Genomic DNA, 26,288 nt, shown 5'->3' with positions numbered 1-26,288 from the left:
GGCAGGTGGCAGAAAGCCGAGCCTGCCGTCAGGAGCAGTCATGCTACCGGCTGCTGTGGTGGTAGCGGCCAGGCGCATAGAGATGCTCTACATTCAAAAACAACGCTGAGGAAAATCTCAGGGCGTAGGAAGCAAGCGGATGAGATATCTACTATGCGCGTCGCTCATGTTAGTCGCCTACGGAGCAGAAGCAGAAGATCTCGAGCCCAGGTCTTACGCCAATACACCTGTCGGGATTAATTTCCTGCTCATGGGTTACAGCAAGACTGAGGGCAGCGTGACCGCCAACCCTTCGGTACCGCTCGAAGATGGCAAGATCGATATCGACACAATCGTGTTTGCCTATGCCAGATCCCTGGACGTGTGGGGTCGCTCCGGAAAGTTCGATATTGTTGTCCCCCAGGCAAAACTGCAGGGCACTGCTCTTTTTGACGGCGAGCCCGTAGAGCGCTATGTCACGGGACTTATCGATCCAAGGTTTCGCTTCTCGGTTAACCTATATGGCGCCCCAGCTCTGCCCCTGAATGAGTTCGCCCGGTATCAACAGGATTTGATTATTGGCGCCAGCCTGGCGATCACGGCGCCGCTGGGCCAATACGATTCGGACAGGCTCATAAACCTCGGCAACAATCGCTGGTCATTCAAACCCGAGCTGGGGATTTCCAAGCGTCTGGGCGCATTAACACTGGAATTGTCTGGCGCAGGAACTTTTTTCACCGACAATGATGATTTCCTCGGAAATCGCACGGTTTCTCAGGACCCTATTTATCAAGTCCAAGGTCATATTATCTATTCCTTCAGCAATGGTATTTGGGCAGCACTGGACATGACCTATTTCGCGGGTGGAAGTACCTCAATCGACGGGGCCAGCAACCGCGACTTTCAGGAAAATACACGCTACGGTGGCACGCTCACGCTGCCGTTGAGTCGGAACCATTCGCTGAAACTGTTCGCCAGTAATGGCGCTTTTACCCGTACGGGCAGTCAATACGATGCCGTAGGCATTGTTTGGCAATATCGTTTCGGCGGAGGACTTTGACACACTGAAAACGGTGCAAAGCCCCCCATGAAACAGCCGCAAGAAAGTCGCTGGTTACGGCCGAGACAAGTTGACGGTCATGGCCATCGTGGCAACCTCAAAACGCCGCGCGCCTCGCCTCGAAGCTGATTATCGTCTGGCCCTCAAGCGGTCCCTGGCCGTGCTGGTAGTTGCCCGAAATCTCAATATCCACAAAGCCCGCAGCACGCAGCGCAAGAGCGAACTCCTCAACGCCCCACCAGCGCAGCTTGAACAGATCGAGCTCAGTTCGTAGCAAGCGGCCATCACGCCAGTGCTCGTAGCGAAGGTGGGAAAGGGTCGTCTGGGCGAGATAGCGAGTCTCAACCCGCTGATCGGTCAACGTCAGCAGATCGCCTTCTTCAGTCACCCAGGTTCGAACAGATGTAGAGGCTGCTGAGGGTTCGAGAAAGCTGCATATCGGGTCAAGATCGATGATCAAACGACCGCTGGGTGCGAGGTGATAATGCAATCGCTCCAGCACAGAAGTGGCTGAAGCGCTTTCGGTAAGCAATTGAAACGACCCTGCCGGGATGATGATGGCGCCAAAGCGCTTGTCGTAGGAGAAGTTCTCAAATGTCTGCCGGGTCAACGCCGCCGGTAGATCTCGCTTGCGGCACGCTGCATCGCAATAACCGAGCATCTCACTGGAAGCATCGAAGCCCTCGATTGGGAAGCCAGCTTCCAGCAAGGGGACGTAAATGCGCCCGTTGCCGACGGCAGGCTCCAGAATAGGGCCATCGCATTGTTCGAGGCGATGGCGATAAAACTCCAGGTCACCGAATGACCGACCTACCGGCTTGTCCAGGTTGTAAACCCAGGAGGCGAGTTTTCCATATCGGTTGTACATTGCATGCCTGCAAGGATGAGAGGGTAGCGGCATTGTCGGCGAGCTCGCGCCACCAGGCCAGAGCGGTCTGCACGGTGGAATAAGCAGGTTGGACAACAGCCCCATTGCGTTGACTGAGGCGAACGGATGGCGCACTGCCCTGTCCACCCGGCGTCCTCTGCCTAGTGCCGGGTGAAGTGAGGGCGGCCACCTTCTTCAGAACGAGATCAGCACCGACTCCGCGCTGCGCTGCGCCGGCCCGTGGTACACGGCTTCGATGTTGTTGCCGTCGGGGTCGAGGACGAAGGCGGCGTAGTAACCCGGGTGGTACTCGCGCTCGCCGGGCGCCCCGTTGTCGGTGCCACCGCTGGCCAGGGCGACCTTGTGGAAGGCATCGACCATGGTCGGACTCTTCGCCTGGAAGGCCAGGTGATGGCGCCCAGTCAGTTGCCCCAGCGCCGCCGGGCTGTCGGCCGTCGAGACGAACAGCTCGTCGATCCAGAAGTAGCCCTCCCCCACCCCTCCCATGGGAATCTCCAGGGCGGCGCAGACGGCCTGGTAGAACACCTGGCTGGCGGGCAGGTCCCTCACCACCAGTTGGATATGGTCGATCAACCGCCCGCGATGCAGCTCCTGCGTTTCCATCTCGCTCTCCTCGTGTAGGTTCCTACAGACTTTCCTTTGATCGCAGCGCAAGGGGAAATTCCAGGCTGCCGGGTCGTCCCCCTGCGGAACACCGTCGCGCTTGCACACTCCGATGCAGTGGATGCTCAGAGTACGGTCTCCGGCGTGAAAGCACAGCTGTTCAGTTACTGGAACCGGATGCGCTCCAGCTTCTGGTTCCTGCCCATTCTCATGGCCTGCGCTGCGGTCGGGCTGGCACTCGCCACCACCGCCCTGGACCGTGGCGACACCCTTCGCGCCCTGCGTGCCGACGGCTGGCTGTTCACCGGCGGCGCCGAGGGCGCCAGCACGGTGCTGGGCACCATCGCCGGCTCGATGATCACCATCGTCGGCATCGTCTTTTCCATGACCCTGGTGACCCTGTCCCTCGCCTCGTCCCAGTTCGGCCCGCGCCTGCTGCGCAACTTCATGCGCGACACCACCTACCAACTGGTGCTGGGCATCTTCGTGGCCACGTTCCTGTACTGCCTGCTGGTGCTGCGCACCATCCGCCACGCCGAGGGGGTGGAGGCCTTCGTACCGCACCTGTCCGTCACCCTCGGTGTGCTGCTAGCGGTTTTCAGCCTGGGCGTGCTGATCTACTTCATTCACCACGTCTCGGTCGCCATCCAGGCCAACGAAATCATCGCCCGCCTCAGCCAGGAGCTCTGCGCCGGTATCGAGCAGCTGTTTCCCGAACCCGCCGGCACTCCCGCCCCTCTATCGGCAGAACCTGCGGCGGAGAAGGGCGTGCCGGTACCGGCGCAGCACTCGGGCTACCTGCAGTTCATTGACCTGGAGGCGCTGCTGGCACTGGCCCGCCAGCACGACCTGGTCCTGCGCCTCGCCTGTCGCCCCGGCGAGCACCTGATCACGGGACAGCCGCTGCTGTGGGTTCAACCACCCAGCGCTGACGCGGCGTCACTGACCGATGCGGTCAACGCCGCGTTCGTGCTGGGCAATCAGCGCACCGCCGGGCAGGACCTGCTGTTCGTGGTCAACCAACTGGTGGAAATCGCGGTGCGCGCCCTGTCGCCGGGCATCAACGACCCGTTTACCGCCATGGCCTGCCTGGATCGGCTGGGGATCGGCCTGGTGCAGGTCGCCGGCCGGCAGCCACCGGCGCCGCAGCGGCTGGACGGCGACGGAACGCTGCGGCTGATTGCCCCGCCGCTCACCTTTTGTGCCGTGGCCGATGCGGCATTCGACCCGATCCGGGAATACGGCTGTTCGAGTGTGGCGGTGAGCCTGAAACTGCTGGATACCCTCGCCGTGGTGGCCCCAGCCCTGCGCAGCCCGCAACAGCGGGACTGCCTCGCCAGACATGGGCGGCGCGTTGCCCGACGCGCCGGCGAGTGCCTGAACGACGAGGAAGATCGCCAGCAGGTGGCCAGGCGCTGTGACGATCTGCTGCGGCTGCTGGCGCGGGTCAGCGGGCCGGCATGAAGACGAAACGCGCCAGGGTGTCGGCCACGCAGCCGGGCTTATCCTGCCCCTCGACTTCCACGGTCACGCGCACCGCCAGCTGCACGGCGTCGCCGATGCGTTCGGCCTTCTGCACCACGGCTTGGCCGCGCACCCGACTGCCCACCTTCACCGGCGCCGGGAAGCGCACCTTGTCACAGCCGTAGTTGACGCCCATGGCCAGGTTTTCCACCCGCATCAGCTGATTGATGAACAGGCTGGCCAGCGACAGCGTGAGGTAGCCGTGGGCGATGCAGCCTCCGAACGGCGTTCTGGCGGCGCGCTCGGGGTCGACATGGATCCACTGGTGATCCCCGGTGGCTTCGGCGAACAGGTTGACCCGCTCCTGGGTCATCTCCAGCCACTCGGTATGGCCCAGTTCCCGGCCCTCGGCGGCCAGCAGTTCGTCAATGTTGCGAAAGACAGCAGTCATGATGGTCTCCTTACACATGCTGACTGAGGTGCCCGGCAGAGAAAGAAAGGGAATGCCGGGCAGCCGCTACCCCGCCGGTTCTCTTGGAACCGGCAGGATAGAGCGCCGTAAGCCTAGATGGAGAAGGAGAAATGGCAACCTGCCGGCTTGGCTATCCGGCAGTCTGTCGCATCATGCTGCAAACATGCTCTTGGGCGTTTCGCCCAGGGCACGGCGGAACACCTGAATGAAGGCGCTGACGCTCTGATAGCCGACACGGGGAGCAACCTCGGCAACCGGTTCGCCGGCGGCCAACTGCTCCATGGCCAGCATCAGTCGCAGTTGCTGGCGCCATTGGGCGAAGCTCAGGCCGGTTTCCTTCTGGAAGCGACGGGTCAGCGTCCGGCGCGGCATGCCGATGATCTCGACCCAGTCATCCAGATCGGCATCGCTGTCCGGCTTGTCGAACAACCCCTGGGTGATCTGGCGCAGCCGCTCATCCTGTGGAACCGGCAGGAACAGGTCCTGCGCCGGCTTGCGGGCGAAGGCGTCGGCGAAGACCTGCAGATAGATGGTGTTCAGGCTCGGATCCAGAGGCATCTCGTCCAGCAGCGACACCAGCAGCTGGCTCTGGCGAATCACCCGGGGCTGCGCCGGCATCTGCCCACGGCTCCAGGCTTCCGCGAAGTTCAGCCGCAGCCCGCGCATGTCGCCATGGCTGACCGGCAGGTGCAGCTGCATGGGCGGCACCCAGGCCATGTAGCCCGGCGGCACCACCCACATGCCCTGGTCGGTGTGCAGAGTGACGACGCCGGCGCTGACCCTGAACAACCGCCCTTCCAGTTGGGCATGAAGCTTCGCTCCCTGATGGGTGCTGCGCGCAAGATGATGTACTTCCAATAGATCCATGATCCGGCCCGCTGAGAAAAAAACGCGCGAAATATACCACTGACAGGCCATCCCTTTGCCACCTCTGGCGATTCGCAACCCAGAGCGTTGAGCGAAGGCCGGCGCGCAATGGTATCAAAGTAATGGCCGGTGGCGTCAGCCACACGCCGGCCTGCGGGCGCTCACGCGCGCGCTCGCTAAGCACTTGAAAGCAACGAGATTTTTTTCAGGGAAAGGTGTTGACAGGCTTCCGCCCGATAGGAATAATGCGCGCCATTCCGGCTACATAGCTCAGTTGGTTAGAGCGCAGCATTCATAATGCTGATGTCCCAGGTTCAAGTCCCGGTGTAGCCACCATATTCAAGAAGCCCGCTTAACGCGGGCTTTCTTGTTTTTGTCTTCCGGCTGCAGCTGCCGGCACGATCCACCCGCTTCTCCCAGCCTCCTTGGCTGCCGTCCCTGGCAAACCCGATACCGGTTCAGAAGATGAGCATCAGGATGCCGATCACCACGATCAGGCCGATCAGGAAGATGATGCCGATGGCGCTTGTCAGGAACTTGAGCATGTCAGTCCTCCGGAGCCGAGAGAAAGCCGCATCGCGTTTGCCCTCCGACTGCATGAATCGCTTGCCTGAGCACCTTTCTCCCGAGGGTCGAGCAGCCGTATCCAGTGGAGGGCAAATGGCGTGCAGGGTTCACCTGTGCTGCCCGGAGCGATGGTTTGAGCGTGCCGAAATGCCGCGCCTTCCGTGACGCGTTCCGTTCAGCTCGCAACGCGGCTCGACGCCTCGCCGTCATTCACCATGGCCAGCAGCGACTTGGTTCTTCCGTAGCGCTCCAGCCGCTTCGCCAGGTCCTCGGGCAGTGCCGTACACGCCTGATACCCCCGGCCCCGATAGAAACCCTCCAGTTCGGGATGGCAGAACAGCCAGATCGGCCCCGCCGTGTCGGCCCGCACCCGAGCCAATAGCGCGGCTGCCACGCCGCGCTGCCGGGCCTGCGGGGCGACCAGCAGACTGGTCAGCCAATGGCCGGCGGCAACCGGCGTCAGGCAGACGCCGGCGATGATTTCCTGCTCGCGGGCGACCCAGGCGACCTCCGCCCGGGCGACACGCATGTGGCTGCGCTGCGCCCGGTAGAACTTGTCGAGGAGCGGGAATTGCAGCGCGGGCAATGAATCGATCCGGTACGTCATGGGGTCTCTCGTCAAATCAGCGTTTCAGCCGTCGCGGAGCAGAAAGCCCGACCGCGTCTCAGGCGTACGCAGGCAACTGCTCTAGAGTGCGACGCCATATCCAGTCCACGAGTACGCACCATGAAAAGAGCCGCGCTCATTTCCTGCCTGTCCGCCCTCCTGAGCAGCGCAGCCCTGGCCAACGAAGGATTCACGCAGCGGGCCTGCATGATCGAAGGCAACTTCAATCTGCTGGGTCAAACCCTCTACTCCAAGGACTGCATGCAGGCCGGACGAACGGAAACGGACGAAACCGCGTTCCGTCGCTCCTGCAGCGAGCTGGCAAAGACCTCCGCCGCGCTGGGTGGCAACCCGGGAACCGTGACTTACATGGCGCAATGCGAGCTGCCGGCGCAGGGCATCTGCAAGAACTTCATGAAAAGCGGCCGGGACGCCTACTACTACGCGCGCACGACCGATGACCTCGATACCCTGCCCCAAGGCTGCAATGTCTGGGGCGGGCAATGGGCACCCGGCCGCTGAAGCACCTCAGGCCGGCAGCGCCAGGATCACACTGGACGCCTTGAAGATAGCCATCACCCGACGCCCCGGAGCCAGCTGCAGGGCGTCGCAGCTGGCCTGGGTGACCACCGCCGCCAGGTGCGCTCCGCCAGGCAGCTCCAGCACCACCTCGGCATTCACCGCCCCAGGCAGCACCCGGACCACCGTGCCGCTCAACTGGTTGCGCGCCGAGACGCGCACCGGCTCGTCGTCAGCCAGCAGGATCACCGACGAGGATTTCACCAGCGCGTAGACCTGCACGCCCGGCCGCAGGCCGAGGGACTCGCAGCTTTCGCGGGTCACGATGGCCACCAGCCGCTGGTCTCCGGCGATGGCCAGCTCGACTTCGTCATTGACCGCGCCGATCTGCACCCGGGTGACGGTGCCGAGGAACTGGTTGCGCGCACTGGTCTTCATGCTGATTCTCCGCAGCAGCAAATAATCGTCGGCCTGGCGGCCGAGTTGTTCGACGAAGCGTCGATGTTCCTCCTCGATGGCCCGGAAGTTCGCCACCAGTTGCGCGCCGCGGGACGTCAGGCGTGTGCCACCGCCTCCCTTGCCGCCGGCCAGGCGCTCGACCAGCGCTTCGCCGGCCAGGTTGTTCATGCTGTCTATGGCGTCCCAGGCCGCCTTGTAGCTCATGCCGATGGCCTTGGCGGCCTGGGAAATCGAGCCGCACTCGGCGATGCTGGCCAACAGCGCGATGCGCTGTTCGCCCCCGAAGCGCTCGCCGCCCACGGTCAGCCAGAGCGAGCCATGCAGCTCAAGGCTCTTGTCGTTCCCCGTCATGGCTGCTCCCTGTACTGAGCGGCATAGCCGGCCGCGGAATGCGTCCCGGCCTGTTCGATCAACCCCTCGCGCAGATACAGCACCTGGTCGCCGAACACCTCGGCGTCCTCCGGGTCGTGGGTGATCAGCAGCATCGGCACCCGCAGGCGTCGTTGCAGCTCGTCCAGCTCACGGCGCATGTGCGCGCGCAGCAACGGGTCGAGGGCGGAAAAGGGCTCGTCCAGCAGCAGCGCCCGGGGTTCGGCAACCAGCGCGCGGGCCAGCGCGGTGCGCTGGCGCTGCCCGCCGGACAGCTGCGCCGGCAGTTGCTCGGCCACCGCACGCAACTGGAAAGCATCCAGCCAGTGCTCGACGGCCGGCTCGCGGTTGCGCGGGCGCGGGTTGAGCAGCCCGCGCCGCAGGCCGAAGGCGATGTTCTGGCGCACGTTGAGGTGCGGGAACAGCGCGTAGTCCTGGAACAGGTAGGCCACCTCGCGGCGCTGCGGTGGCAGGTCGATGCGCGCGGCCTGGTCGAACAGCGTGGTGCCTCCCAGGCGGATGTGGCCCTGATCGGGACGCATCAGCCCGGCGATGGCCTTGAGCAGCAGGCTCTTGCCCGAGCCGGAGGGGCCGAGAATCACCAGCCGCTGGCTGTCACTGCGCAGGCCAACCTCAAGGTCGAAGCGGCGATCAGCGGCGCGCAGGGTCTTGCGGATATCCAGATCGAGCTGCACGGGCGATTCCTCAGCGATTGGCGATGCGTCCGGGGGCCAGGCGACCGGCAAGCAGCAGCACGCCGATGCACAGCGCCGAGGTGATCAGCACCAGCAGGTTGGCGGTGTCATCCTGGCCGGCCTGCACGGCTTCATACACGGCGATGGACAGCGTCTGGGTCTTGCCGGGAATGCTGCCGGCGACCATCAGCGTGGCGCCGAACTCGCCCAGCGCGCGGGCGAAGGCCAGCAGCACGCCGGCCATGATGCCGCGCCAGGCCAGCGGCAGGGTGACACGGAAGAACACCCCCAGCTCGCGCACGCCAAGCACGCGCGCGGCCTGCTCCAGCTGGCCGTCCACCGCCTCGAAGGCGGCTCGCGCCGGCTTGAACACCAGCGGAAAGGCCACCACTGCGGCGGCGATCACCGCGCCCTGCCAGGTGAAGATCAGGTTGATGCCGAAGCTGTCGTGCAGCCAGGCGCCGAAGGTACTGCGTCGCCCCAGCAACACCAGCAGGTAGTAGCCGAGCACGGTGGGCGGCATGACCATCGGCAGGGTCAGCAGGGTGTCCAACAGGTCGCGACCGGGAAAGCGCCCGCGCGCCAGCAGATAGCCAACAGCCACGCCCAGCACCAGGCTGATGGCGGTGGCCCAGCCGGCAACTTTCAGCGACAGCGCCAGGGCGGCCCAGATCGCGTCCATGTCAGGGCACCTGGAAACCGTGGCGGGCCAGCAGCGCCTGGCCGGCCGGCGAGCGCAGGTAGGCGAGGAAGCGACGCGCCTCGTCCGCCTGGGCGGCATCGCGCGTCACGGCAATGGGGTAGCTGATGGTTGCCGCCAGCGGCACCGCGAAGGCCACCCGCACCGTGTCCGGCATCACCGCAGCGTCGGTGGCGTACACGAAACCGGCCTGCACTTCCCCGCGCGCCACATAGTCCAGCGCCTGGCGCACGTTCTGGGTGTTGATCAGCCGGGACTGCAGCACCTCCCACAGCTGTTCGGACTCCAGCGCCTGGCGGCTGTAGCGGCCGACCGGCACGCTGGCCGGGTTGCCGATGGCGATGCGCTCGATGCCCGGCCGGGTGAGGTCGGCCAGGCGCGTCAGCGGCAGCACACTGTCGTGCGGCACGATCAGCACCAGGGCGTTGCGGGCGAAGTCCTGGCGCGTGTCGCTGGCGATCAGCCCCTGCCGCTCGGCCCGGTCCATGGTTTCCTGGTCGGCGGAGGCGAACAGGTCGACCGGCGCGCCCTTGGCGATCTGCTGCAGCAGCGCCCCGGAGCCGCCGAAGTTCAGCTGCACCTTCACGTCCGTATGGGCGGCCTGGTAGTCGCGGGCAATCTCCCGGAAGGCGTTGGTCAGGCTGGAGGCGGCGGAGACGGTCAGCTCGGCGGCTTGCACGAGACCGCCGAGGCCGGCCAGCAGGATGCCGGCCATCAGCTGTTTCAGGAAAAGGCGCATACGGACTCTCCGGAGAAGTAATCGCTATATACCAGCGTATATAACGATACGTCGAGCCGCGCTGACTGAAGTCAAGAGCCCGAACCCTGGGCTCAGCGCCCCGGACGGGTCGCGAACAGCAGGCCACCGAAGATCAGCGCCCCACCGACCCAGTGGAATCCCTGCAAGGTTTCACCCAGCAGCAGGTAGGCCAGCACCGCAGCGAACACCGGCATCGTGTACAGCGCCAGCGAGGCCTTGGCAGCACCGAGGATCTTCACCCCCTGGTTCCAGGTGAGGTAGGCGATCAGCGAGGCCGGGATGGCGGTGTAGAGGATGGCGCCCAGCGTGCGCCCGTTCAGCTCGAAACCGCCCAGCTGGCTGAATTCCAGCAGATAGAACGGCAGGATCACCGGCACGCCGATCAACACGAACGCACCCAGCAGGGCCAGCGGCGGCAGCGGCAGCGAGGGTGCCCACAGGCGCAGCAGCACGGTGTACAACGCCCAGGCCAGCACGGCGAGGATCATCACCAGGTCACCGGGGTTGAAGGACAGGCCCAGCAGATTGGCCAGACTGGCCTGGCTGATCAGCACCAGCAGTCCGGCCACGGCGATGCCCATGCCCAGCCAGGCACGGCGCTTGGGCCATTCCTTGAGCAGCAGCCCGGCGAACAGGAAGGTGGCCAGCGGGATGCAGGTATTGAGCAGCGTGATGTTGATCGCCGTGGTGCTCTTGGCCGCCGTGTAGAGCAGCGAGTTGTACGCCCCGATGCCCAGCGCGGCGATCACCGGCAGGCGCCAGCCCGCCCGGCGCAGGGTCGCGCGGTGCTGCCACAACGTGCCGGCCACGAACGGCAGCAGGATGCATAGCGCCACCAGCCAGCGCCAGAACGACAGGGTCAGCGGCGGGATTTCCCCGGCGATTGCACGGCCGATCAGGGCGTTGCCCGCCCACAGCAGGCTGGAAAGCAGAAGACCAGCGGCGGCCCAGAGATGACGAGTAGGCATGGATATCACTGTGCAATGACGAGGCGCGCACCTTACGGAAGCGCGCCGCCGCTTGGCAAGGCGTCTAGCGCGCCTTGTAGATGATGCCCGGGTTGCACTGCACCATCTGGTACAGGTCGGACAGCCCGTTGAGCGCCTCGGAAGCCCCGAGGAACAGGTAGCCGCCCGGCTTGAGGGTGGCATGGATACGGGTGAGGATGTCGCGCTTGATGTCGGCGGAGAAGTAGATCAGCACGTTGCGACAGAACACGATGTCGAACTTGCCCAACGCGGCATAGCTGTCCAGCAGGTTCAGCGCACGCAACTCGACCCGGTTGCGCACGGCGGGCTTGATCGACCACTGGCCCGGCGCCACCTGGTCGAAATAGCGCTCGCGACGCTCCGGCGACAGGCCGCGCGCCATGGCCAGGCCATCGTAGACACCTGCCCGACAGGCAGCCAGCATCGCCCCGGAAAGCTCGGTGGCGACGATCTGCGCGCCCATGCGCAACATGCCCGGGTTGGCCCGCTCGAATTCGTCGATGGTCATCGACAGCGAGTAGGGTTCCTGGCCCGAGGAACAGGCCGCCGACCAGATGCGCGGGCGCAGCGTGGGCGAGGCCTTGAGCAGCTCCGGCAGCACGCGGCTCTTGAGCACCTCGAAGGGGTAGCCATCGCGGAACCACAACGTTTCGTTGGTAGTCATCGCGTCCACCACTTCCTCGCGAAGTCCGCCACGCGGCTGTGCCTGGATGCGCTGCACCAGCTCGGTGAGCGTCTTGATGCCGCGCTGCTCCATCAACCGGTTGAGGCGACTGGACACCAGATACTGCTTGTTGCTGCCCAATTGAATGCCGCTGGTCTTTTCCAGGAAATCCCGGAACAGCTCGAAATCCAAATTACCTGAAGACACCTAACCCGCCTTAACCATAAATAAGTACGCCGAGCCTGAACGAACGGCCATCAGTCTCGTGCTTCGATTCGGGCGATCACCCGGTCGGCCAGCTCGTCGGGACGGAACTTGGAGAGAAAATCGTCCGCCCCCACCTTCTGCACCATGGCCTGGTTGAACACGCCGGAAAGCGAGGTGTGCAGCAGCACGTGCAAGCCCTGCATGCGCGGGTCCTGGCGAATCTCGGCGGTCAGAGTGTACCCGTCCATTTCCGGCATTTCGATATCGGAGATGACCATCAGCAGCTCGTCTTCCGGACGGCGTCCTTCGTCGGCCATCTTCTGCAGGAACTGCAGGGCCTGGCGCCCGTCGCACAGGGCGGTGACCTCCACGCCGACGCCCTCCAGGCAGCGCAGGATCTGCTTGCGCGCCACCGAAGAGTCATCCACCACCAGCACGTGCTTGCTGAGCGCGCGGGCCTGGATATCGGCGGACACCGGCTGCTCGATCTGCGTGCGACTGGGCACCGTCTCGGCGAGGATCTTCTCGACGTCGATGATCTCCACCAGCACGTTGTCCACGCGGGTCACCGCGGTCAGGTAGTGCTCGCGGCCGGTGCCCTTGGGCGGCTGATGGATCTCGTCCCAGTAGAGGTTGACGATGCGCTCCACCGAACGCACCAGGAAACCCAGCACACGGGTGTTGTACTCGGCAATGATCACGAAACTGTTCTGGCGGTCGGCCAGCGGGCGCCGCCCGGTGGCCAGGGCCATGTCCAGGATCGGGATGGTGCCGCCACGAATGTTGGCCACGCCGCACACCACGCTGCTCGACTTGGGCATGTTGCTCAGGCGCGGGCAGGGCAGGATTTCCTTGACCTTGAAAACGTTGATGCCATACAGCTGCGAACCGTCCAGCCGGAACAGCAACAGTTCCAGACGATTCTGTCCGACCAGCTGAGTCCGTTGGTTTACCGAATCCAGTACACCGGCCATGCCGGACTCCTTCTTGAAAATGGGACCTGAACGCCGGGACGTCGCCCGGCCCGGCGCGCCTGTCGCAAGCCACGCCGACAAAGCGCCGGCACGTCCCTTGCTACTTCGCGAACATGATCCTGATAACGACAGTTTTCCGACGCCTGCGTGGCCTGGGCCTTGCCCTGGCGACCACGGCCGCCCTGCAAATCCCCGCCGTCGCCGGCGCGGCGGCGCAAACCTTACCTGAGCACCTTATCGGCGCCACCGAGGCATTTCTTGAGGAACAGGTAGCGAACTATTTGCAACGGGCCAGTATCGGCGGACGCTACGAGATCCAGGTCAACCGCCTCGACTCGCGCTTGCGCATGCCGGCCTGCGATCAGCCGCTGGTGGCCAGCCTGGAAAGCCCGGCCCAGCCGGTGGGCCGGGTCACCGTGCGCGTTGGCTGCCAGGGCAGTTCGACCTGGAGCCTGTTCGTGCCGGCGCAGGTGCGCCTGTTCCGCCAGGTGGTGGTTGCCCAGCGTCCGCTGGCGCGCGGCGCCATCCTCGAGGCCCAGGACATCGACTGGCGCGAGCGCGACGTGGGCACCCTCACCCAGGGCTACCTGACCGAGCCCGAGCAAGCCCTTGGCAGCAAGCTGACCCGCCCGGTGAGCATCGATCAGGTGCTCACCCCCAACCATCTGGAACGCGCGCCGGTGGTACGCAAGGGCGATCATGTGGTAATCAGTGCCGGCGGCGCGGCGCTGTCCGTGCGCATGCCCGGCGAAGCCCTCCAGGAAGGCGCCATCGGCGAGCAGGTGCGGGTTCGCAACCTGAGCTCGCAGCGCATCATCAAGGCGCGCATCAGCGGGCCGGGACAGGTGGTCGTGGACCTCTAGTCTCACATGCGACGCGCCCACCGTCAGAAACTGTGAGCCGAAACGCAAAAAGCCGACAACAGGCGTTAAAGTTCTGACGCGAACGGCCGAAACTAGTGGCAAGCGTCCACTGCTCCGTTCGAGGTAGCACATCATGGTTATCGATTTTCAGCGGCCGAACAGCGCCTCCGCGCCGGCCGGCATTACCCGCAGCAACCCTGCGCAGCCCACTGCCCCGATCAGCGAAACCGCCAGCGTCGCGCCTGCGGCCGAGAGCGGCGAATCCGTGCGTTTCAGCGCGGAAGTCCAGCATTTGCAGCAGATCACCGATCAGCTGCGCGAACAGCCCGAAGTCGACGCCGCGCGAGTCGAACGCCTGCGCCAGTCCATCGCCGACGGCAGCTACCAGGTGGACAGCCAGCGCCTGGCCGGCAAGCTGCTCGCCTTCGAATCGCAACGCTGACACGCCTCACCGGGAGTAGCGGACGCCACGTCTTCCTGAGGTGCTCATGCCCGTCGCCCAACTTCTGAACAGCTTCCGTGCGGATATCGAGCAGGCGCAACGCCTGCTCGAACTGCTGGAAAGCGAGCATCACGCACTCTGTCATTGCGAACTGGCCGTGCTGGAAAGCCTGCTGGGTGATAAGACCCGCCTGCTCGACGAGCTGGACCGGCAGCGTCACCAGCGCAGCGACCTGCTGCGCGCCAGCGGCCTGAGCGCCGATCGCGCCGGCCTGGAAACGCTGGCCGCCCGCTCCTCCGACGGCGAAGCGTTGCTGGAGGCCGCCACGCAACTCGCCGAGCTGCTGGACAGCTGCCAGGGGCTCAATCAGCGCAACGGCCGCCTGATCCAGAACGGCCAGACCAATGTCGAAGGACTGCTGATGGTGGTGCGTGGCAAAAACGACGCCGCAGGGCTGTACAATCGCCTCGGTCAAAGCGCCGCCAGCATCGCCCGTCAGCGTCCCCTTTCCCAGGCCTGACCCACCCCGTAGCACGGCGTCCCGCAGGATTGGTTTTGGAGTACGCGGACAGTGTCGAAATTCAACATCGAAGAAAAGCCCGACCAGGGGCCCGTCACCTACAGGGAGCCCATCGAAGTGGCCGGCCATCTGCGCACCCTGGCCACCCACAAGGAACGGGTCAACATCTCCTTCGATGAACTGCCGGTGACCCGCCACGGCTACACCGTGCTGCTGGCGGTGGACCGCGAACGCAAGTTGATGGCGCTCGACGAAGTGCTGCCCCTGGAAAGCGAACGCCACCTGCTTGACGGCCAGACCTTCTCCGCCGAGGGCTACCACGAAGGCGTGCGCATGGCCTGGACCAGTCGCAACTACCGGGTCAAGCGCGGCAGTCTCGAAGGGACGCCGTGCTTCTGGATCGACCTGCCCGACGAACTGGAGTACCACCAGCGCCGCGACGCCTACCGCGCACCGCTCAAGCGCACCCAGTCGCCCAACGTCAACCTGGCCGGCAGCAAGCTGTCGCCTTCGCTGGTGGGCAAGCTGCTGGACATCTCCGCCACCGGCTGCAAGGTGCAATTCCCCGGCAACCTCACCGATTACCTGCAGAGCGGCACCGTCTACGAACGCCTGAGCATCGCCCTGCCGGACGCCACTCTGGTGGTGGCCGTAGAGCTGCGCCACCTGTATTTCGACCGCAGCCGCGAATCCAGCATGGTCGGCTTGCGCTTCTACGAGATCAGCGGCTACGAACAGCGCCAGATCGAGCGCTACGTGTTCCAGTTGCAGCGCGAAAGCCGCCGTCTGGACTTCGAAGACGAGTAAAGCGCCACGCGGCGCTTTACCTCACACCCAGGGCGCCAGATGGCGCCTTTCCCACGGCGTGATCTCGTCGTAATAGCTGCCCAGCTCCATCAGCTTGGCCGCGGCATAGCACTCAATGAAATCCGCCCCGCACAGCTCGCGCGCCAGCACGCTGTGCCGCAGGCGCTCCAGCGCCGCCGACAGGGTGAACGGCAGCTGCAAGGCCGGCGGCGCCTCGAAGGCGCCCCGCGCCGGTGGCGTCGGCTCCAGACCCAGGCGCATGCCGCGCAGCCCCGCCGCCAGGCTGGCGGCGATCACCAGGTAGGGATTGGCGTCGGCGCCCGGCAAGCGGTTCTCCACCCTTCGCGCCGACGCCTCGCTGAGCGGAATGCGCAGCCCGGCGGCGCGGTTGTCGTAGCCCCAGCAGGCGTTGTTGGGCGAGGCGAAGGGATGGAACAGGCGCTGATAGGAATTCACATAGGGCGCGAACAGCAACGTGAGCTCACCCAGCGCGGCCTGCAAGCCGCCAATGAAATGCCGGAAGGCCGGGGTCTCGTTGCCCTCCTCGTCACTGAACAGGTTCGTACCATCGTCGCGGCGCACCACGCTCTGGTGCAGGTGCATGGAGCTGCCCGGCGTCTCGGCCAGCGGCTTGGCCATGCACACCGCGATCAGCCCGTGTCGCAGCGCGATCTCCCGCAGCAGGTGCTTGAACAGGAAGGTCTGGTCGGCCACCTGCAAGGCGTCGCCGTGCAGCAGGTTGATCTCGAACTGGCTGGCGCCCATCTCGTGCAGGAAGGTATCGCGCGGCAGCCCGAAGGCGCGCATGGCGGCGTACACCTCATCGAAATAGGCCTGCTGACTGTGGTTGGCGCCCACGCTGAACGCCGCCGCCGCGCCGGAAGGCCGGCCGTCCAGGCCGCACGGGGGCACGAACGGCCGCAATGGATCGGGATTGGGCTGGAACAGGAAGAACTCCAGTTCGCTGGCCACCACGGGGGACAGGCCCTCTGCGGCATAGTCATCCAGCACCCGACGCAACAGGCTGCGGCTGGACAGCGGGCAGGGCGTGCCGTCCGGTTCCTCGGCATCGCAGATCACCAGCGCGCGCGGCTGGGCGGTCCAGGGCAGGCGGTGCAGCTGGCTCAGGTCTGGCGCCAGCACCATGTCGCCATCGTCGCCGCCGTAGTAACGCGGCGGCGGGTAGCCGCCCATCACGCACTGGAACAGCACGCCGCGCGCCATCTGCAGCCGCCGGCCTTCCAGGAAGCCTTCCGGGGTCATGACCTTGCCGCGCGGAACCCCATTGAGATCCGGGGTAACGCATTCCACGGCTTCGACACCCGCCAGGCGCGGGTCCAGGGAAACGGACAGGGAGGACGACATGAGCAGAAACTCGTCTGGCGCCAATCGGCGATGGGCTCACCATAGGCCGCCGCCGGCCCGCGCGCCATGCACGCCGGCACAGCGGCCGGGCATTGCCGAATCGACCGATGGTGCACGGCCTGGCGTTTTCAGGGTCGAATCAATGCGTGCGGTTCACCGTCGCATTGCCCAACCCACACCACACAGGTCGCTCGACATGAACAACATCCCTCAGGCCTTACTCTTGATCGCCACGTCGCTATCACCGGCCTGGGTCGCCGCCGCAGACCCGGCCCCTGCCCAGGACGCAGCTCCCCAGGCGCAGCAGCCAGCCGCGAACGCCCCGGACATCGGCGAGTTCGACAAACAGATGGACCGCATGCAGGAGAACCTGCAGAAAATGCAGGCCCAGATGGAGAAGATCCAGCAGACCCAGGACCCGAACGAGCGCCAGCGGCTCCTTCAGGAACACTGGAACACCCTGCACCAGAACATGCAGACGATGCGCGGAATGGGCGGCCCTGGAAGAATGGGCGGCCCCATGATGGGGGCCGGCCACCGGATGGGCTGGCAGGGATATTCGAACCTTACGCCCGAACAGCAGGCCCAGCGCCAGTACATGATGGACAGGCGCCTGGAAATGCAGCAGCAGATGATGGACCAGATGATGCTGCACCAGCAGTACCGGGGTAATACACCCGCCCAGCCAGCGCAGTGACCGGCGAGACCGGCCGGATTACCCCGGCCGGCACGTCTCCTCAGAAATCGCCCAGCAGGCGCCGGCGCTCTGCGGTCGGCGGGTGGGTGGACAGGTAGCGCGTCCAGCCGCCCGCCTCCTGCGGGCAGGGTTCCTCGTCGGGCGGGCAAGTACGCGCGGCGCGCTCCAGGCGCGCCAGGATCTCGCCGAGACGCCGGGCGTCGATGCCCTGCTCGGCCAGCAGCTCGGCGGCGAAGCGGTCGGCCTCGTGCTCGAAGTCGCGGGAATAGCCGAGCTGGGTGAGCAGCACCGGGATCGCGGCGACCAGCGACGACACCGAGGACAGGTCCCCCGTCACGGTCATCACCACCAGGCCAAGGGCCGAACCCTGCAGCGCCTGGCGCAGCCCATGGCGGCGCTCGACGTGGCCGATTTCGTGGGCCAGCACCGCCAGCAGTTCCTCGTCGTGCCCGGCCAGCGTCACCAACTGATCTGTGAACACCACCGTGCCCGACGGCAGGGCGAAGGCGTTGGCGCCGATCTGCTCGGCGGCCCTGCGGAATTCCAGGCGGATCGGCGCACCGTCACGCTGCAGCAGCGGTGCGAAGCGCTCGCGCAGGCGGGCCCGCTCATCCTCGGCCAGCTCGCTGGGAAACAGCACCTGCTGGTCGAGCACGTCCAGCACGCCCTGGCCCACCTGGCGGCTGACCGATTCGGGGAGCGCAAAGGCCACCCCCTCGGCCAGCGCCGGAATGCCGTAGCGCACCCCGCCCCAGACGAACAGCACCGTCACCAGCACACCGAGCAGCACGTAGCGCAGGCTGGATTCCAGCCGGTGCACCAGTCCGTGCCGCCGGCCGCTGCCGCTCAGCAGGCGATCGACAGCCGCGTTATCGGCCGTCTCGAAACTGCCGCCGTCGGCGAAGCGCAGCATGCGCGGGGTATTGCCCAGCCGCGAGCTGATCGCCACCGCATCCAGCGGCACGGGCCCGGCCAGCAGTTGATCGCCATCGCGTACCTGCACCGCGCCCTCCTCCACCAGCAGGCGAGCCGGGGTCGGACGGGACGAGCCCGCATAGTAGCTACCGAGGATCGGCGGGCTGGCCGAACCACTCACAGGCCGACGCCCACGTCGAACAGCTCGCCCATCTCGCCGCCCAGCGACGAGACTTCCTGCTGACGCGCGGCAACGAAGCCTTCCAGGTCATCACCCGCCTGCAGGCTCATGTGCTCGGCTGCGTAGCGGGCGTTGCGCACCTTGGCCCACGGGTAGAACAGGCCGAGGGTCAGCACCAGGCCGAGCAGGTTGCCGAGCATCAGCAGCAGGTAGCTGCCCAGGTCATAGCGCGACTGCAGGCGATTGGCGCCCAGATGCAGGTTGCCGTAGGTCAGGTTGGTCAGGCGCACGCTGATGAAGGCGAACAGCACCAGGTAGGCCGCCGTCATCAGCACCGGCATCAGCAGTGGCACGGCGGTGCCCAGCAGAACGCCCAGCAGGCCGCCGATGATGGCGATGGCCAGCACCACCAGGAACGCCATGTAGAAGGGGCCGACGCCCACTTTCAGCTCGAAGCGCGTGGTGCCGAAGCGGCTGTTGTCGGCGATGAAGCGCTGCTGGCGATGCACGGCCAGCGGAATCAGCAGGCCCAGGGTCAGCGCGCCCAGCAGCGGCCAGACCACGAAGGCCATCGCCGCGCCACCGTAGGTGCCATCGAAGCCGAAACGCACTCCGCGCCAGGCGCTGTTGTGGTTACGGAAGCTCAGGCCGCGCACCAGCATCCACGGTAGCGCCAGCAGGAACAGCGCCAGCGCCACCAGGCCGAGGGTCACCGACACCTGGTTCGCCACGCTGTAGGCCACCAGGCAGGCGAAGGCGATCACGCGGCCCTTGAGGATCGCCACCGGATTGGCCAGGTACTCGAAGCTGCTGTCATCCAGCCGGGTGTTGCCGTAGAAGTAGCGCTGGGTGCGCACCTTGGCCCAGGCCGAATAGATGCCCAGGGTGACGATGGACAGCAGGATGTTGACGATCCAGATGCGGAAGAACTCGAATCCGTTGCCATTGAATTGAAAAGGCAGGTTGCGCGCCTGCCGGCGGGCGGTTGCGCCCTCGATCCGTGCGTCCTGCGGCGCTGCCACTGCGTCCGACATCTGTCGTTCTCCTTAGAAATCGTGGGTAGAGAAGCCCTTCGGGGCTGGGTACGCGGCCGGTCCGGCCGCGACGGGTATGCATCTTAGAGAGGATGATGGCACTTTATAATCAGTGCTTGGTGTCTGACGGCCGGTTTTGCTGTCAGCGGCACACTTTCAGTCGCCCTTGAGCTCCATCGGCAGACCGGCCACCGTGAAGGTGACGCGCTGGCAGGCGGCGGCCAGCGCCTGGTGCAGCCAGCCGGCCTCGTCGACGTAGCGGCGGGTCAGTTCGCCCAGCGGCACCACCCCCAGGCCGGTTTCGTTGCTGACCAGGATGATCCGCCCCGGCAGCTCCGGCAGGGTTTCCAGCAACGCCTGGCGCTCGACGGCCAGGCGCGCAGGGTCGTCCAGCATCAGCAGATTGGTGAGCCACAGGGTCAGGCAGTCGACCAGCAGGCAGCCGTCCGGCGCCGCCTGCTCGCGCAGCACCCGGGCCAGCGCCAGCGGCTCCTCCACCAGCCCCCAGTGCTCCGGCCGGCGCGCGCGATGATGGGCGACGCGCGCGGCCATCTCGCCGTCCAGCGTCTGGCCGGTGGCGACGTAGGTCACGGCCAGGCCGCTGCCGGCGGCGCGCTGTTCGGCCAGCCGACTCTTGCCGGAGCGGGCGCCGCCGAGAATCAGTTCAAGCATCGTCAAGCCTCTCGATGGGTGAAATCCTGGGCTGGGTGGAAAACGACCGCAGGTCTTTTCCACCTTGAATTCCGGTTCGTTTCCTCACGCTACACATGCCTCAACCCACACAGCGCCCGCAGCCGGTCGGTGTCCAGGTGCGCCTCGACCAGATCGGCCAGGCGCTCGATATCGCGCTCGCGCAGCGCCGGGTAATCCACCGCCTGCACCTGAGACAGCCCGGCCCAGCGCAGCAGCGCAGCACAGGCCGCTGGCTGCTCGAACAGGCCGTGCAGGTAGGTGGCCATGATCTGCCCGTCGGCGCTCAGCGCACCGTCCGGGCGGCCGTCGTCCAGCCGCACGGCCGGCCGCCGTAGCGCCGGGCCGTGGCTGACCCCGGCATGGATTTCGTAGCCCGTGATTTCAGCCTGTTCCAGCGCCAGCACGCCGCGCACGTTGCGCAACTGCTTGTCCGCCTCCAGCACCGTGGCGAAGTCCAGCAGGCCGAGGCCGGCGCTGGAACCTGGCTCCCCTTCCAGGCCCAACGGGTCGTCGATGCGCGTGCCAAGCATCTGCAGGCCGCCGCAGATGCCCAGCAGCTTGCCGCCGTAGCGCAGGTGGCGCTGGATCGCCGCCTCCCAGCCGTGGGCGCGCAGGAACGCCAGGTCGGCGCGTACGCTCTTCGAGCCGGGGAGGATCATCAGGTCGGCCGGCGGGATCGGCTGGCCGGGACCGACGAAGCGCACGTCCACCTGCGGGTGCAGGCGCAGCGGGTCGACATCGGTGTGGTTGCTCAGGCGCGGCAGCGCCGGCACCACCACGCGCAGCGGCTCCTCGGCCTTGTCGGCCTGGCGTGCGTCCACCGCGTCCTCGGCTTCCAGGTGCAGATCCATCAGGTACGGCAGCACGCCCAGCACCGGTTTGCCGGTGTGCCGCTCCAGCCAGTCCAGGCCCGGTTGCAGCAGGCCGAGGTCGCCGCGAAAGCGGTTGATGACGAAGCCCTGCACGCGCGCCTGCTCGCCCGGCGAAAGCAGCGCCAGGGTGCCGACCAGATGGGCGAACACCCCGCCGCGGTCGATGTCGGCGACCAGGATCACCGGGCAGTCCACCGCCTCGGCGAACCCCATGTTGGCGATGTCGCCGGCGCGCAGGTTGATTTCCGCCGGCGAGCCCGCCCCCTCCACCAACACCACCGGGTAGGCGTCGCACAGCCGGCGGTGTGACGCCAGCACCGTCTGGCGGGCGATACGCTTGTAGTCGTGGTAGGCCACCGCGTGCATGTTGCCCACCGCGCGGCCGTGGATGATCACCTGCGCGCCCATGTCGGTGGTGGGCTTGAGCAGCACCGGGTTCATGTCGCTGTGCGGCGCCAGCCCACAGGCCTGGGCCTGCACCGCCTGGGCGCGGCCTATCTCGCCACCGTCGACGGTCACCGCGCTGTTGAGCGCCATGTTCTGTGGCTTGAACGGCGCCACCGCCACGCCCTGGCGCGCCAGCCAGCGGCACAATGCGGTCACCAGGGTGCTTTTGCCGGCATCGGACGTGGTGCCCTGCACCATCAGGGTGGGCATCGGGAGAACTCCTTCAAGGCGGTTTCGAGGCGTTGCCAGCCGGGCTCGTCGGGCGGCAGGCCGAAACGCAGGCTGGCCGGTTGAGCGAAGTGGCGAACGAGAATGCCCCGCCGGGCCAGAAACGCGTGCAGTTTCGCAGCGCGCGCCGTGCGGACCCACTGGAACAGCGCGCAGCCGCCACTCGGCGGCCAGCCGTGGTGGCCAAGCAACGCCGCCAGCCGGTCGCCCTGCGCGCGCAACGCGGCGGCCCGCTGCCGGCGCGCATCGGCCTGCGCCGCGTCGAGTGCCTGCACGCCCAGCACCCGCGCCGGGCCGCTGACCGTCCAGGGGCCGAGCCGCGCCCGCAGGCGGTCCAGCAGGGTCGCCTCGGCCAGCACGAAGCCGAGGCGAATGCCGGCTAGGCCGAAGAACTTGCCGAACGAGCGCAGCACGATCAGCCCCGGCCGCTGGCTTTGGGCGGCCAGGCTCAGCTCCGGCGTGCAGTCGACGAACGCCTCGTCGACCAGCAGCCAGCCGCCTCGCTTCGCCAGTCGCGCGTGCCAGTCGAGCAGCTGCGCCGGGGCGAACACCTGGCCGCTGGGGTTGTTGGGATTGGCCAGCACCAGCACTTCCAGTGCGTCGAGGCGGGCCTCGATGTCCTCGGCGGCGAGCCGGTGCAGATCGTGCCCGGCCCAGGCGTGGGCATGTTCGCCGTAGCAGGGCTCGAGCACGCCGACCCGGCACGCGGCGCGCAGGCCCGGCAGCGCCTGGATGGCCGCCTGGCTGCCGGCCACCGGCAGGGCGCGCGCGGCGCCGTAACAGGCGGCGGCGGTCTCCGCCAGGCCGTCGTCGTCCTCCGGCAGGCGCGCCCAGGCGTCGGCCGGCAGCTCGCCCAGCGGCCAGGCCTGCGGCGCCAGTCCGGTGGACAGGTCCAGCCAGTCCGCCAGCGGAATGCCATGGTGCCGCGCGGCCTGGCGCAGCCGTCCGCCGTGCTCAAGCATGGAGCACGCCTCCGACGGCCAACAGCAGCGCCAGCCACAGCAGCACCCCGGCGTAGACGCGGTTCAGCGCACGTTCGATGTCTCGCGCCCGCGCCGGCGGCCCCTCGCCGAGGCGTGGGCGTTGTTCCTCGCACCCGTGGTAGCTCGCCGCGCCGCCCAGGCTGAGGCCCAGCGCACCGGCGCCGGCGGCCATCACCGGGCCGGCGTTGGGGCTGTCCCACTGCGGCGCCTGACGGCGCCAGCAGCGCAGCGCCCGGCGGGTGTCACCGAGCAGCGCATAGGTGATCGCCACCAGCCGTGCCGGCACGTAGTTGAGCGCATCGTCGATGCGCGCCGCGGCCCAGCCGAAGCGCTCGAAACGCGCGTTGCGGTAGCCCCACATGGCATCCAGCGTGTTGGCCAGCCGGTAGAGCACCACCCCCGGCGCACCGCCGACCAGGAACCAGAACAGCGCGGCGAATACCGCGTCCGAACCGTTCTCCAGCACCGACTCGGTGCCAGCGCGGGCCACGCCGGCGGCGTCCAGTTGGGTAGTGTCGCGGCTGACCAGGTAGCCAACCCGCCGCCGCGCCTCGTCCAGCTGTCCCAGGCGCAGTGCCTGCGCCACCGGCAGGGCGTGCTGCGCCAGGCTGTTCAGGCCGAGGGCGAAATACAGCGCCAGCGCATCCCACCACCCGCCGAACCGCGTACCGAGCCAGCCGGCCAGCAGCACCGGCGGCAGCACCGCCAGACACCAGCCGAGCACCCCGTGCGCCCGCCCGCCGCGCCCGCCCGCGCCGTTCAGCCGGCCTTCCAGCCACTGCGCCAGCCGGCCGAAGCCCACCAGCGGATGCCAGCGCCGCACCTCGCCGAAGCGGGCATCCAGCGCCACCCCGGCCAGCGCGCCGAGCAGCAGGCTCATGGCCGCAGCAACCCGGCTGCCGCCTGCGGGTCGGACGGCAGGTAGAAGTGGATGTAGGAGGCGGTCAGCCGGCCGAGGCGATAGACCGCCTCGGCGGTGCGCCGGTAGTTCGGGCACTCGCCGCGCGCCAGCGGCGCCAGCGCGCAATCCAGCACGGAGTGATGGAAGGTGTGCCCGCGCAAGGTGCCCTCCGGCAGCGCCGCCGCCTGCAGGGCCAGTGCCGCCAGTTTCGGCTGCAGGGTCGCCTGGCCTGGCAGCAGGCCGGCCAGCCTGGCGCTGGCGCCGTGCCGGTCGGTCAGCCGTTCGAGCAGGTAGAGCATGCCGCCGCACTCGGCGAGGATCGGCTTGCCGGCCGCGTGGTGGGCGCGGATGGCGTCCAGCATGCTGGGGTTGCCGGCCAGTTGCGCCAGGTGCAGTTCGGGGTAGCCGCCAGGCAGGTACAGGCTGTCCACCGCCGGCAGCGTGGCGTCAGCCAGCGGCGAGAAAAACGCCAGCTCGGCGCCCAACGCGCGCAGCAGATCGAGGTTCGCCTGGTAGAGGAAGCCGAAGGCGGCGTCGCGCGCCACGCCGATACGCACCCCGGCCAGCAGGGGCTCCAGCGCCTGCGTGACCGGCGCGACGAACACCACCGGCGCGGGCAATTGCGCCCCGGCGGTGGCGGCGATGGCCTCGGCAGCGGCGTCCAGGCGCTGGTCCAGATCGGCCAGCTCCGCCGCCTGCACCAGCCCGAGGTGGCGGCTGGGCAGCTCCAGCGCGGCACTGCGCGGCAGCGCGCCGTACCAGGTGAGCCCGGCCGGCAGGCTGTCGCGCAGGATCTCGGCGTGGCGCGGGCTGCCGATCCGGTTGGCCATCACCCCGGCGAACGGCAGGTCCGGCTGGAAGCTGGCCAGGCCGTGGGCCAGCGCGCCGAAGGTCTGCGCCATGGCGCTGCCATCGATCACCGCCAGCACCGGCACGCCGAAACGCCGCGCCAGGTCGGCGGCCGAGGGCGCGCCGTCGAACAGGCCCATCACCCCCTCGATGAGGATCAGATCGGCCTCGCCGGCCGCCTCCCAGAGCAGACGCCGCGACTCCGCTTCGCCGACCATCCACAGGTCGAGCTGGTAGACCGGCGCGCCGCTGGCGCGCTCGTGGATCATCGGGTCGAGGAAATCCGGCCCGCACTTGAACACCCTTACGCGGCGGCCGGCGCGACGATGCAGGCGCGCCAGCGCGCCGGTGACGGTGGTCTTGCCTTGCCCCGAGGCGGGGGCGGCGATCAGCAGGGCCGGGCAGCGACGGGCATTCAAAACTCGATCCCCTGCTGCGCCTTCACCCCGGCCTGGAAGGCGTGCTTGACCAGCGCCATCTCGGTCACCGTGTCGGCGGCCTCGACCAGCCCCGGCGGCGCGCCGCGCCCGGTGACCACCACGTGCTGCATCGCGGGTCGCGCCTGGATGTCGGCCAGCACCGCGTCCAGTTCCAGGTAGCCGTACTTGAGGGCGATGTTCAGCTCATCGAGCACCACCAGGGCGATGTCCGGATCGGCCAGCAACGCGCGGGCCACCGCCCAGGCCTCAGCGGCCCGGGCGATGTCGCGCTGGCGGTCCTGGGTTTCCCAGGTGAAGCCCTCGCCCATCACGTGGTAGCGCACCTGTTCGGGGAAGCGCCGGAAGAACGCCTCCTCGCCGGTACTCGCCGCACCCTTGATGAACTGCACCACGCCGACCTTCAGCCCGTGACCCAGGGCGCGGGCGACCATGCCGAAGGCCGAGCTGCTCTTGCCCTTGCCGTTGCCGGTGTGCACCAGCAGCAGGCCGTACTCGTCGCGGGCGGCGGCGATCTTCTCGTCGACCACTGCCTTCTTGCGCTGCATGCGCGCCTGGTGGCGGGCATCGCGTTCGGCGGACTCGCCCATCATGCGGCCCGCCGCGCCACGCCGCGCATGCCGGTGGACAGCGCCACGTAGAGCACCGCCGCGAAGCTGACGTACATCGCCAGGGTGGACAGGTAGCGCGGGTAGTAGATCGTCAGGCGCTCGATCAGCCCGGCAAAGGTCGGTTCAGGGTAGCGACCGGAGAAGTAGTAGAAGCCGCCGCTGGAAACCAGATGGGCGACCAGGGCGCTACCGGCCACACACAGCGCCAGCCACAGCAGTTGCCGCACGCCCCGCTGCGCGCGGCTGGCGAACAGCCGGCCGCCGAACCACAGCGCGCCGTAGGCCGGCACCAGCATCCAGTAGGCCGGCGAGAGGCACCAGTCGCTTACCGCGCCGCTCCACAGGGCGCCGAAGTCCAGCGCCACTGCTTCCAGAAACAGCGCCGGGAACGCCCAGCGCGAACGCACGAACACACCAGCCAGGAAGAACACCGCCCAGGAGGCGCTGGGCAGGCTTTCCACGCTGGCGAAGTGGTGACCGCGGGTCATGGCCAGCAAGGCGGCCAGGGCCAGGCCCACGATGAGTTGGACACGGGGCGACAGATGGGGCATCTCGCTACTCCTTGTTGAAGGCCCGGCAAACCCGGGCCAGGTTGGGAT

31 protein-coding genes and 1 tRNA gene are annotated in these 26,288 nt (G+C 67.1%); 9 read left to right on the top strand and 23 right to left on the bottom strand.

The genetic code is table 11. The features are described 5' to 3' along the window. Nucleotides 1-166 precede the first annotated feature (166 nt). Nucleotides 167-1,039: a transporter gene (locus PT85_RS01050; protein WP_234702652.1), complete on the top strand. Its 873-nt coding sequence runs from the start codon at nucleotides 167-169 to the stop codon at nucleotides 1,037-1,039. A 97-nt stretch (nucleotides 1,040-1,136) separates the two neighbouring features. On the opposite strand, the gene PT85_RS01045 is transcribed toward PT85_RS01050, so the two are convergent. Both PT85_RS01045 and PT85_RS01040 read right to left on the bottom strand, forming a co-directional pair. Continuing rightward, complete coding sequence (locus PT85_RS01045; protein WP_027591203.1) at nucleotides 1,137-1,907, bottom strand: methyltransferase domain-containing protein; 771 nt, start codon at nucleotides 1,905-1,907, stop codon at nucleotides 1,137-1,139. A 195-nt stretch (nucleotides 1,908-2,102) separates the two neighbouring features. Continuing rightward, complete coding sequence (locus PT85_RS01040) at nucleotides 2,103-2,531, bottom strand: VOC family protein (RefSeq protein WP_039605687.1); 429 nt, start codon at nucleotides 2,529-2,531, stop codon at nucleotides 2,103-2,105. 144 nt (nucleotides 2,532-2,675) lie between these two features. On the opposite strand from PT85_RS01040, the gene PT85_RS01035 reads away from it, so the two are divergent. Further along, nucleotides 2,676-3,995, top strand: a complete 1,320-nt coding sequence (locus PT85_RS01035; protein WP_039605686.1) for a DUF2254 domain-containing protein — start codon at nucleotides 2,676-2,678, stop codon at nucleotides 3,993-3,995. Here the strand turns inward: PT85_RS01035 and PT85_RS01030 are convergent. Then, nucleotides 3,979-4,446: a MaoC family dehydratase gene (locus PT85_RS01030; protein WP_027591200.1), complete on the bottom strand. Its 468-nt coding sequence runs from the start codon at nucleotides 4,444-4,446 to the stop codon at nucleotides 3,979-3,981. The two genes, PT85_RS01035 and PT85_RS01030, sit on opposite strands and share 17 nt — an antisense overlap. A gap of 171 nt (nucleotides 4,447-4,617) precedes the next feature. Beyond that, a complete protein-coding gene (locus tag PT85_RS01025) occupies nucleotides 4,618-5,256 on the bottom strand; it encodes an AraC family transcriptional regulator (RefSeq protein ID WP_051587487.1) in 639 nt (212 codons plus the stop codon). A 337-nt stretch (nucleotides 5,257-5,593) separates the two neighbouring features. Here PT85_RS01025 and PT85_RS01020 point away from each other — a divergent pair. After that, nucleotides 5,594-5,670: transfer RNA gene (locus tag PT85_RS01020), tRNA-Met, on the top strand. A gap of 122 nt (nucleotides 5,671-5,792) precedes the next feature. Here PT85_RS01020 and PT85_RS17895 read toward each other — a convergent pair. After that, the gene (locus PT85_RS17895) at nucleotides 5,793-5,933 is read right to left on the bottom strand and encodes a small membrane protein YohP (RefSeq protein ID WP_155956152.1); all 141 of its coding nucleotides are present in this window, start codon (nucleotides 5,931-5,933) and stop codon (nucleotides 5,793-5,795) included. Nucleotides 5,934-6,076: 143 nt separating this feature from the next. Beyond that, nucleotides 6,077-6,508, bottom strand: a complete 432-nt coding sequence (locus tag PT85_RS01015) for a GNAT family N-acetyltransferase (protein ID WP_052237576.1) — start codon at nucleotides 6,506-6,508, stop codon at nucleotides 6,077-6,079. A gap of 120 nt (nucleotides 6,509-6,628) precedes the next feature. Between PT85_RS01015 and PT85_RS01010 the strand changes: the two genes are divergently transcribed. Next, nucleotides 6,629-7,030: a hypothetical protein gene (locus PT85_RS01010; RefSeq protein WP_051587485.1), complete on the top strand. Its 402-nt coding sequence runs from the start codon at nucleotides 6,629-6,631 to the stop codon at nucleotides 7,028-7,030. A gap of 6 nt (nucleotides 7,031-7,036) precedes the next feature. Here the strand turns inward: PT85_RS01010 and PT85_RS01005 are convergent, their stop codons facing one another. From PT85_RS01005 to PT85_RS00975, 7 genes are all read right to left on the bottom strand, one after another. Next, nucleotides 7,037-7,837, bottom strand: coding sequence for a TOBE domain-containing protein (locus PT85_RS01005; protein WP_039560040.1), 801 nt, complete (start codon nucleotides 7,835-7,837; stop codon nucleotides 7,037-7,039). Beyond that, nucleotides 7,834-8,550: a sulfate/molybdate ABC transporter ATP-binding protein gene (locus tag PT85_RS01000; RefSeq protein ID WP_039605685.1), complete on the bottom strand. Its 717-nt coding sequence runs from the start codon at nucleotides 8,548-8,550 to the stop codon at nucleotides 7,834-7,836. Before PT85_RS01000 ends, PT85_RS01005 begins: the two co-directional genes overlap by 4 nt. 10 nt (nucleotides 8,551-8,560) lie before the next feature. Beyond that, nucleotides 8,561-9,232: a molybdate ABC transporter permease subunit gene (gene modB / locus PT85_RS00995; protein ID WP_027591196.1), complete on the bottom strand. Its 672-nt coding sequence runs from the start codon at nucleotides 9,230-9,232 to the stop codon at nucleotides 8,561-8,563. Nucleotide 9,233: 1 nt separating this feature from the next. Continuing rightward, nucleotides 9,234-9,989, bottom strand: a complete 756-nt coding sequence (gene modA / locus PT85_RS00990; protein WP_027591195.1) for a molybdate ABC transporter substrate-binding protein — start codon at nucleotides 9,987-9,989, stop codon at nucleotides 9,234-9,236. Between the two features lie 92 nt (nucleotides 9,990-10,081). After that, nucleotides 10,082-10,978 carry a DMT family transporter gene (locus PT85_RS00985; protein WP_039605684.1) on the bottom strand — a complete coding sequence of 299 codons (897 nt, stop codon included), beginning with the start codon at nucleotides 10,976-10,978 and terminating at the stop codon, nucleotides 10,082-10,084. Nucleotides 10,979-11,042: 64 nt separating this feature from the next. Next, nucleotides 11,043-11,870, bottom strand: coding sequence for a CheR family methyltransferase (locus PT85_RS00980; RefSeq protein ID WP_027591193.1), 828 nt, complete (start codon nucleotides 11,868-11,870; stop codon nucleotides 11,043-11,045). Nucleotides 11,871-11,920: 50 nt separating this feature from the next. Next, complete coding sequence (locus tag PT85_RS00975) at nucleotides 11,921-12,844, bottom strand: chemotaxis protein CheV (RefSeq protein WP_027591192.1); 924 nt, start codon at nucleotides 12,842-12,844, stop codon at nucleotides 11,921-11,923. Between the two features lie 113 nt (nucleotides 12,845-12,957). On the opposite strand from PT85_RS00975, the gene flgA reads away from it, so the two are divergent. The 4 genes from flgA to PT85_RS00955 all read left to right on the top strand — a co-directional run bounded on the left by flgA (nucleotide 12,958) and on the right by PT85_RS00955 (nucleotide 15,476). Next, nucleotides 12,958-13,707 (top strand): flagellar basal body P-ring formation chaperone FlgA, encoded by a 750-nt coding sequence (gene flgA, locus PT85_RS00970; RefSeq protein ID WP_039605683.1) that lies wholly within the window; start codon nucleotides 12,958-12,960, stop codon nucleotides 13,705-13,707. Nucleotides 13,708-13,840: 133 nt separating this feature from the next. Beyond that, on the top strand, nucleotides 13,841-14,149 hold the full coding sequence (gene flgM, locus PT85_RS00965; protein ID WP_027591190.1) for a flagellar biosynthesis anti-sigma factor FlgM: 309 nt from the start codon (nucleotides 13,841-13,843) through the stop codon (nucleotides 14,147-14,149). A gap of 46 nt (nucleotides 14,150-14,195) precedes the next feature. Beyond that, nucleotides 14,196-14,669, top strand: coding sequence for a flagella synthesis protein FlgN (locus PT85_RS00960; RefSeq protein ID WP_027591189.1), 474 nt, complete (start codon nucleotides 14,196-14,198; stop codon nucleotides 14,667-14,669). Between the two features lie 51 nt (nucleotides 14,670-14,720). Next, nucleotides 14,721-15,476: a flagellar brake protein gene (locus PT85_RS00955; protein ID WP_027591188.1), complete on the top strand. Its 756-nt coding sequence runs from the start codon at nucleotides 14,721-14,723 to the stop codon at nucleotides 15,474-15,476. Between the two features lie 21 nt (nucleotides 15,477-15,497). Here PT85_RS00955 and PT85_RS00950 read toward each other — a convergent pair whose 3' ends face one another. Continuing rightward, nucleotides 15,498-16,841: a glutamine synthetase family protein gene (locus PT85_RS00950; RefSeq protein WP_039560037.1), complete on the bottom strand. Its 1,344-nt coding sequence runs from the start codon at nucleotides 16,839-16,841 to the stop codon at nucleotides 15,498-15,500. 196 nt (nucleotides 16,842-17,037) lie between these two features. Here PT85_RS00950 and PT85_RS00945 point away from each other — a divergent pair, with 196 nt between their 5' ends. Continuing rightward, nucleotides 17,038-17,538: a hypothetical protein gene (locus tag PT85_RS00945; protein WP_052199700.1), complete on the top strand. Its 501-nt coding sequence runs from the start codon at nucleotides 17,038-17,040 to the stop codon at nucleotides 17,536-17,538. Between the two features lie 40 nt (nucleotides 17,539-17,578). Here the strand turns inward: PT85_RS00945 and PT85_RS00940 are convergent, their stop codons facing one another. The 9 genes from PT85_RS00940 to PT85_RS00900 form a co-directional block, all read right to left on the bottom strand. Next, on the bottom strand, nucleotides 17,579-18,634 hold the full coding sequence (locus PT85_RS00940; RefSeq protein WP_197058158.1) for a M48 family metallopeptidase: 1,056 nt from the start codon (nucleotides 18,632-18,634) through the stop codon (nucleotides 17,579-17,581). Continuing rightward, nucleotides 18,631-19,668, bottom strand: coding sequence for a YjgN family protein (locus PT85_RS00935; protein WP_027591184.1), 1,038 nt, complete (start codon nucleotides 19,666-19,668; stop codon nucleotides 18,631-18,633). The genes PT85_RS00940 and PT85_RS00935 overlap by 4 nt, the downstream gene beginning before the upstream one ends. Nucleotides 19,669-19,824: 156 nt before the next feature. Next, nucleotides 19,825-20,340: a bifunctional adenosylcobinamide kinase/adenosylcobinamide-phosphate guanylyltransferase gene (gene cobU, locus PT85_RS00930; protein WP_039560036.1), complete on the bottom strand. Its 516-nt coding sequence runs from the start codon at nucleotides 20,338-20,340 to the stop codon at nucleotides 19,825-19,827. A gap of 89 nt (nucleotides 20,341-20,429) precedes the next feature. Further along, nucleotides 20,430-21,890 carry a cobyric acid synthase gene (locus PT85_RS00925; protein WP_039605682.1) on the bottom strand — a complete coding sequence of 487 codons (1,461 nt, stop codon included), beginning with the start codon at nucleotides 21,888-21,890 and terminating at the stop codon, nucleotides 20,430-20,432. After that, the gene (gene cobD, locus PT85_RS00920; protein WP_039605681.1) at nucleotides 21,878-22,870 is read right to left on the bottom strand and encodes a threonine-phosphate decarboxylase CobD; all 993 of its coding nucleotides are present in this window, start codon (nucleotides 22,868-22,870) and stop codon (nucleotides 21,878-21,880) included. Before cobD ends, PT85_RS00925 begins: the two co-directional genes overlap by 13 nt. Beyond that, nucleotides 22,863-23,771 (bottom strand): adenosylcobinamide-phosphate synthase CbiB, encoded by a 909-nt coding sequence (gene cbiB / locus PT85_RS00915; protein WP_039605680.1) that lies wholly within the window; start codon nucleotides 23,769-23,771, stop codon nucleotides 22,863-22,865. The genes cobD and cbiB overlap by 8 nt, the downstream gene beginning before the upstream one ends. Further along, the gene (locus PT85_RS00910; protein ID WP_039605679.1) at nucleotides 23,768-25,060 is read right to left on the bottom strand and encodes a cobyrinate a,c-diamide synthase; all 1,293 of its coding nucleotides are present in this window, start codon (nucleotides 25,058-25,060) and stop codon (nucleotides 23,768-23,770) included. The genes cbiB and PT85_RS00910 overlap by 4 nt, the downstream gene beginning before the upstream one ends. Next, entirely contained in the window at nucleotides 25,057-25,668 is a 612-nt protein-coding gene (gene cobO, locus PT85_RS00905; protein WP_039605956.1) for a cob(I)yrinic acid a,c-diamide adenosyltransferase, read from the bottom strand. Before cobO ends, PT85_RS00910 begins: the two co-directional genes overlap by 4 nt. After that, nucleotides 25,668-26,240, bottom strand: a complete 573-nt coding sequence (locus PT85_RS00900; protein ID WP_039605678.1) for a hypothetical protein — start codon at nucleotides 26,238-26,240, stop codon at nucleotides 25,668-25,670. Before PT85_RS00900 ends, cobO begins: the two co-directional genes overlap by 1 nt. Nucleotides 26,241-26,288 lie beyond the last annotated feature (48 nt).

Source organism: Pseudomonas flexibilis (assembly GCF_000806415.1).
GTDB lineage: Bacteria > Pseudomonadota > Gammaproteobacteria > Pseudomonadales > Pseudomonadaceae > Serpens > Serpens flexibilis.
This window is presented reverse-complemented; position numbering and strand designations above follow the sequence as displayed.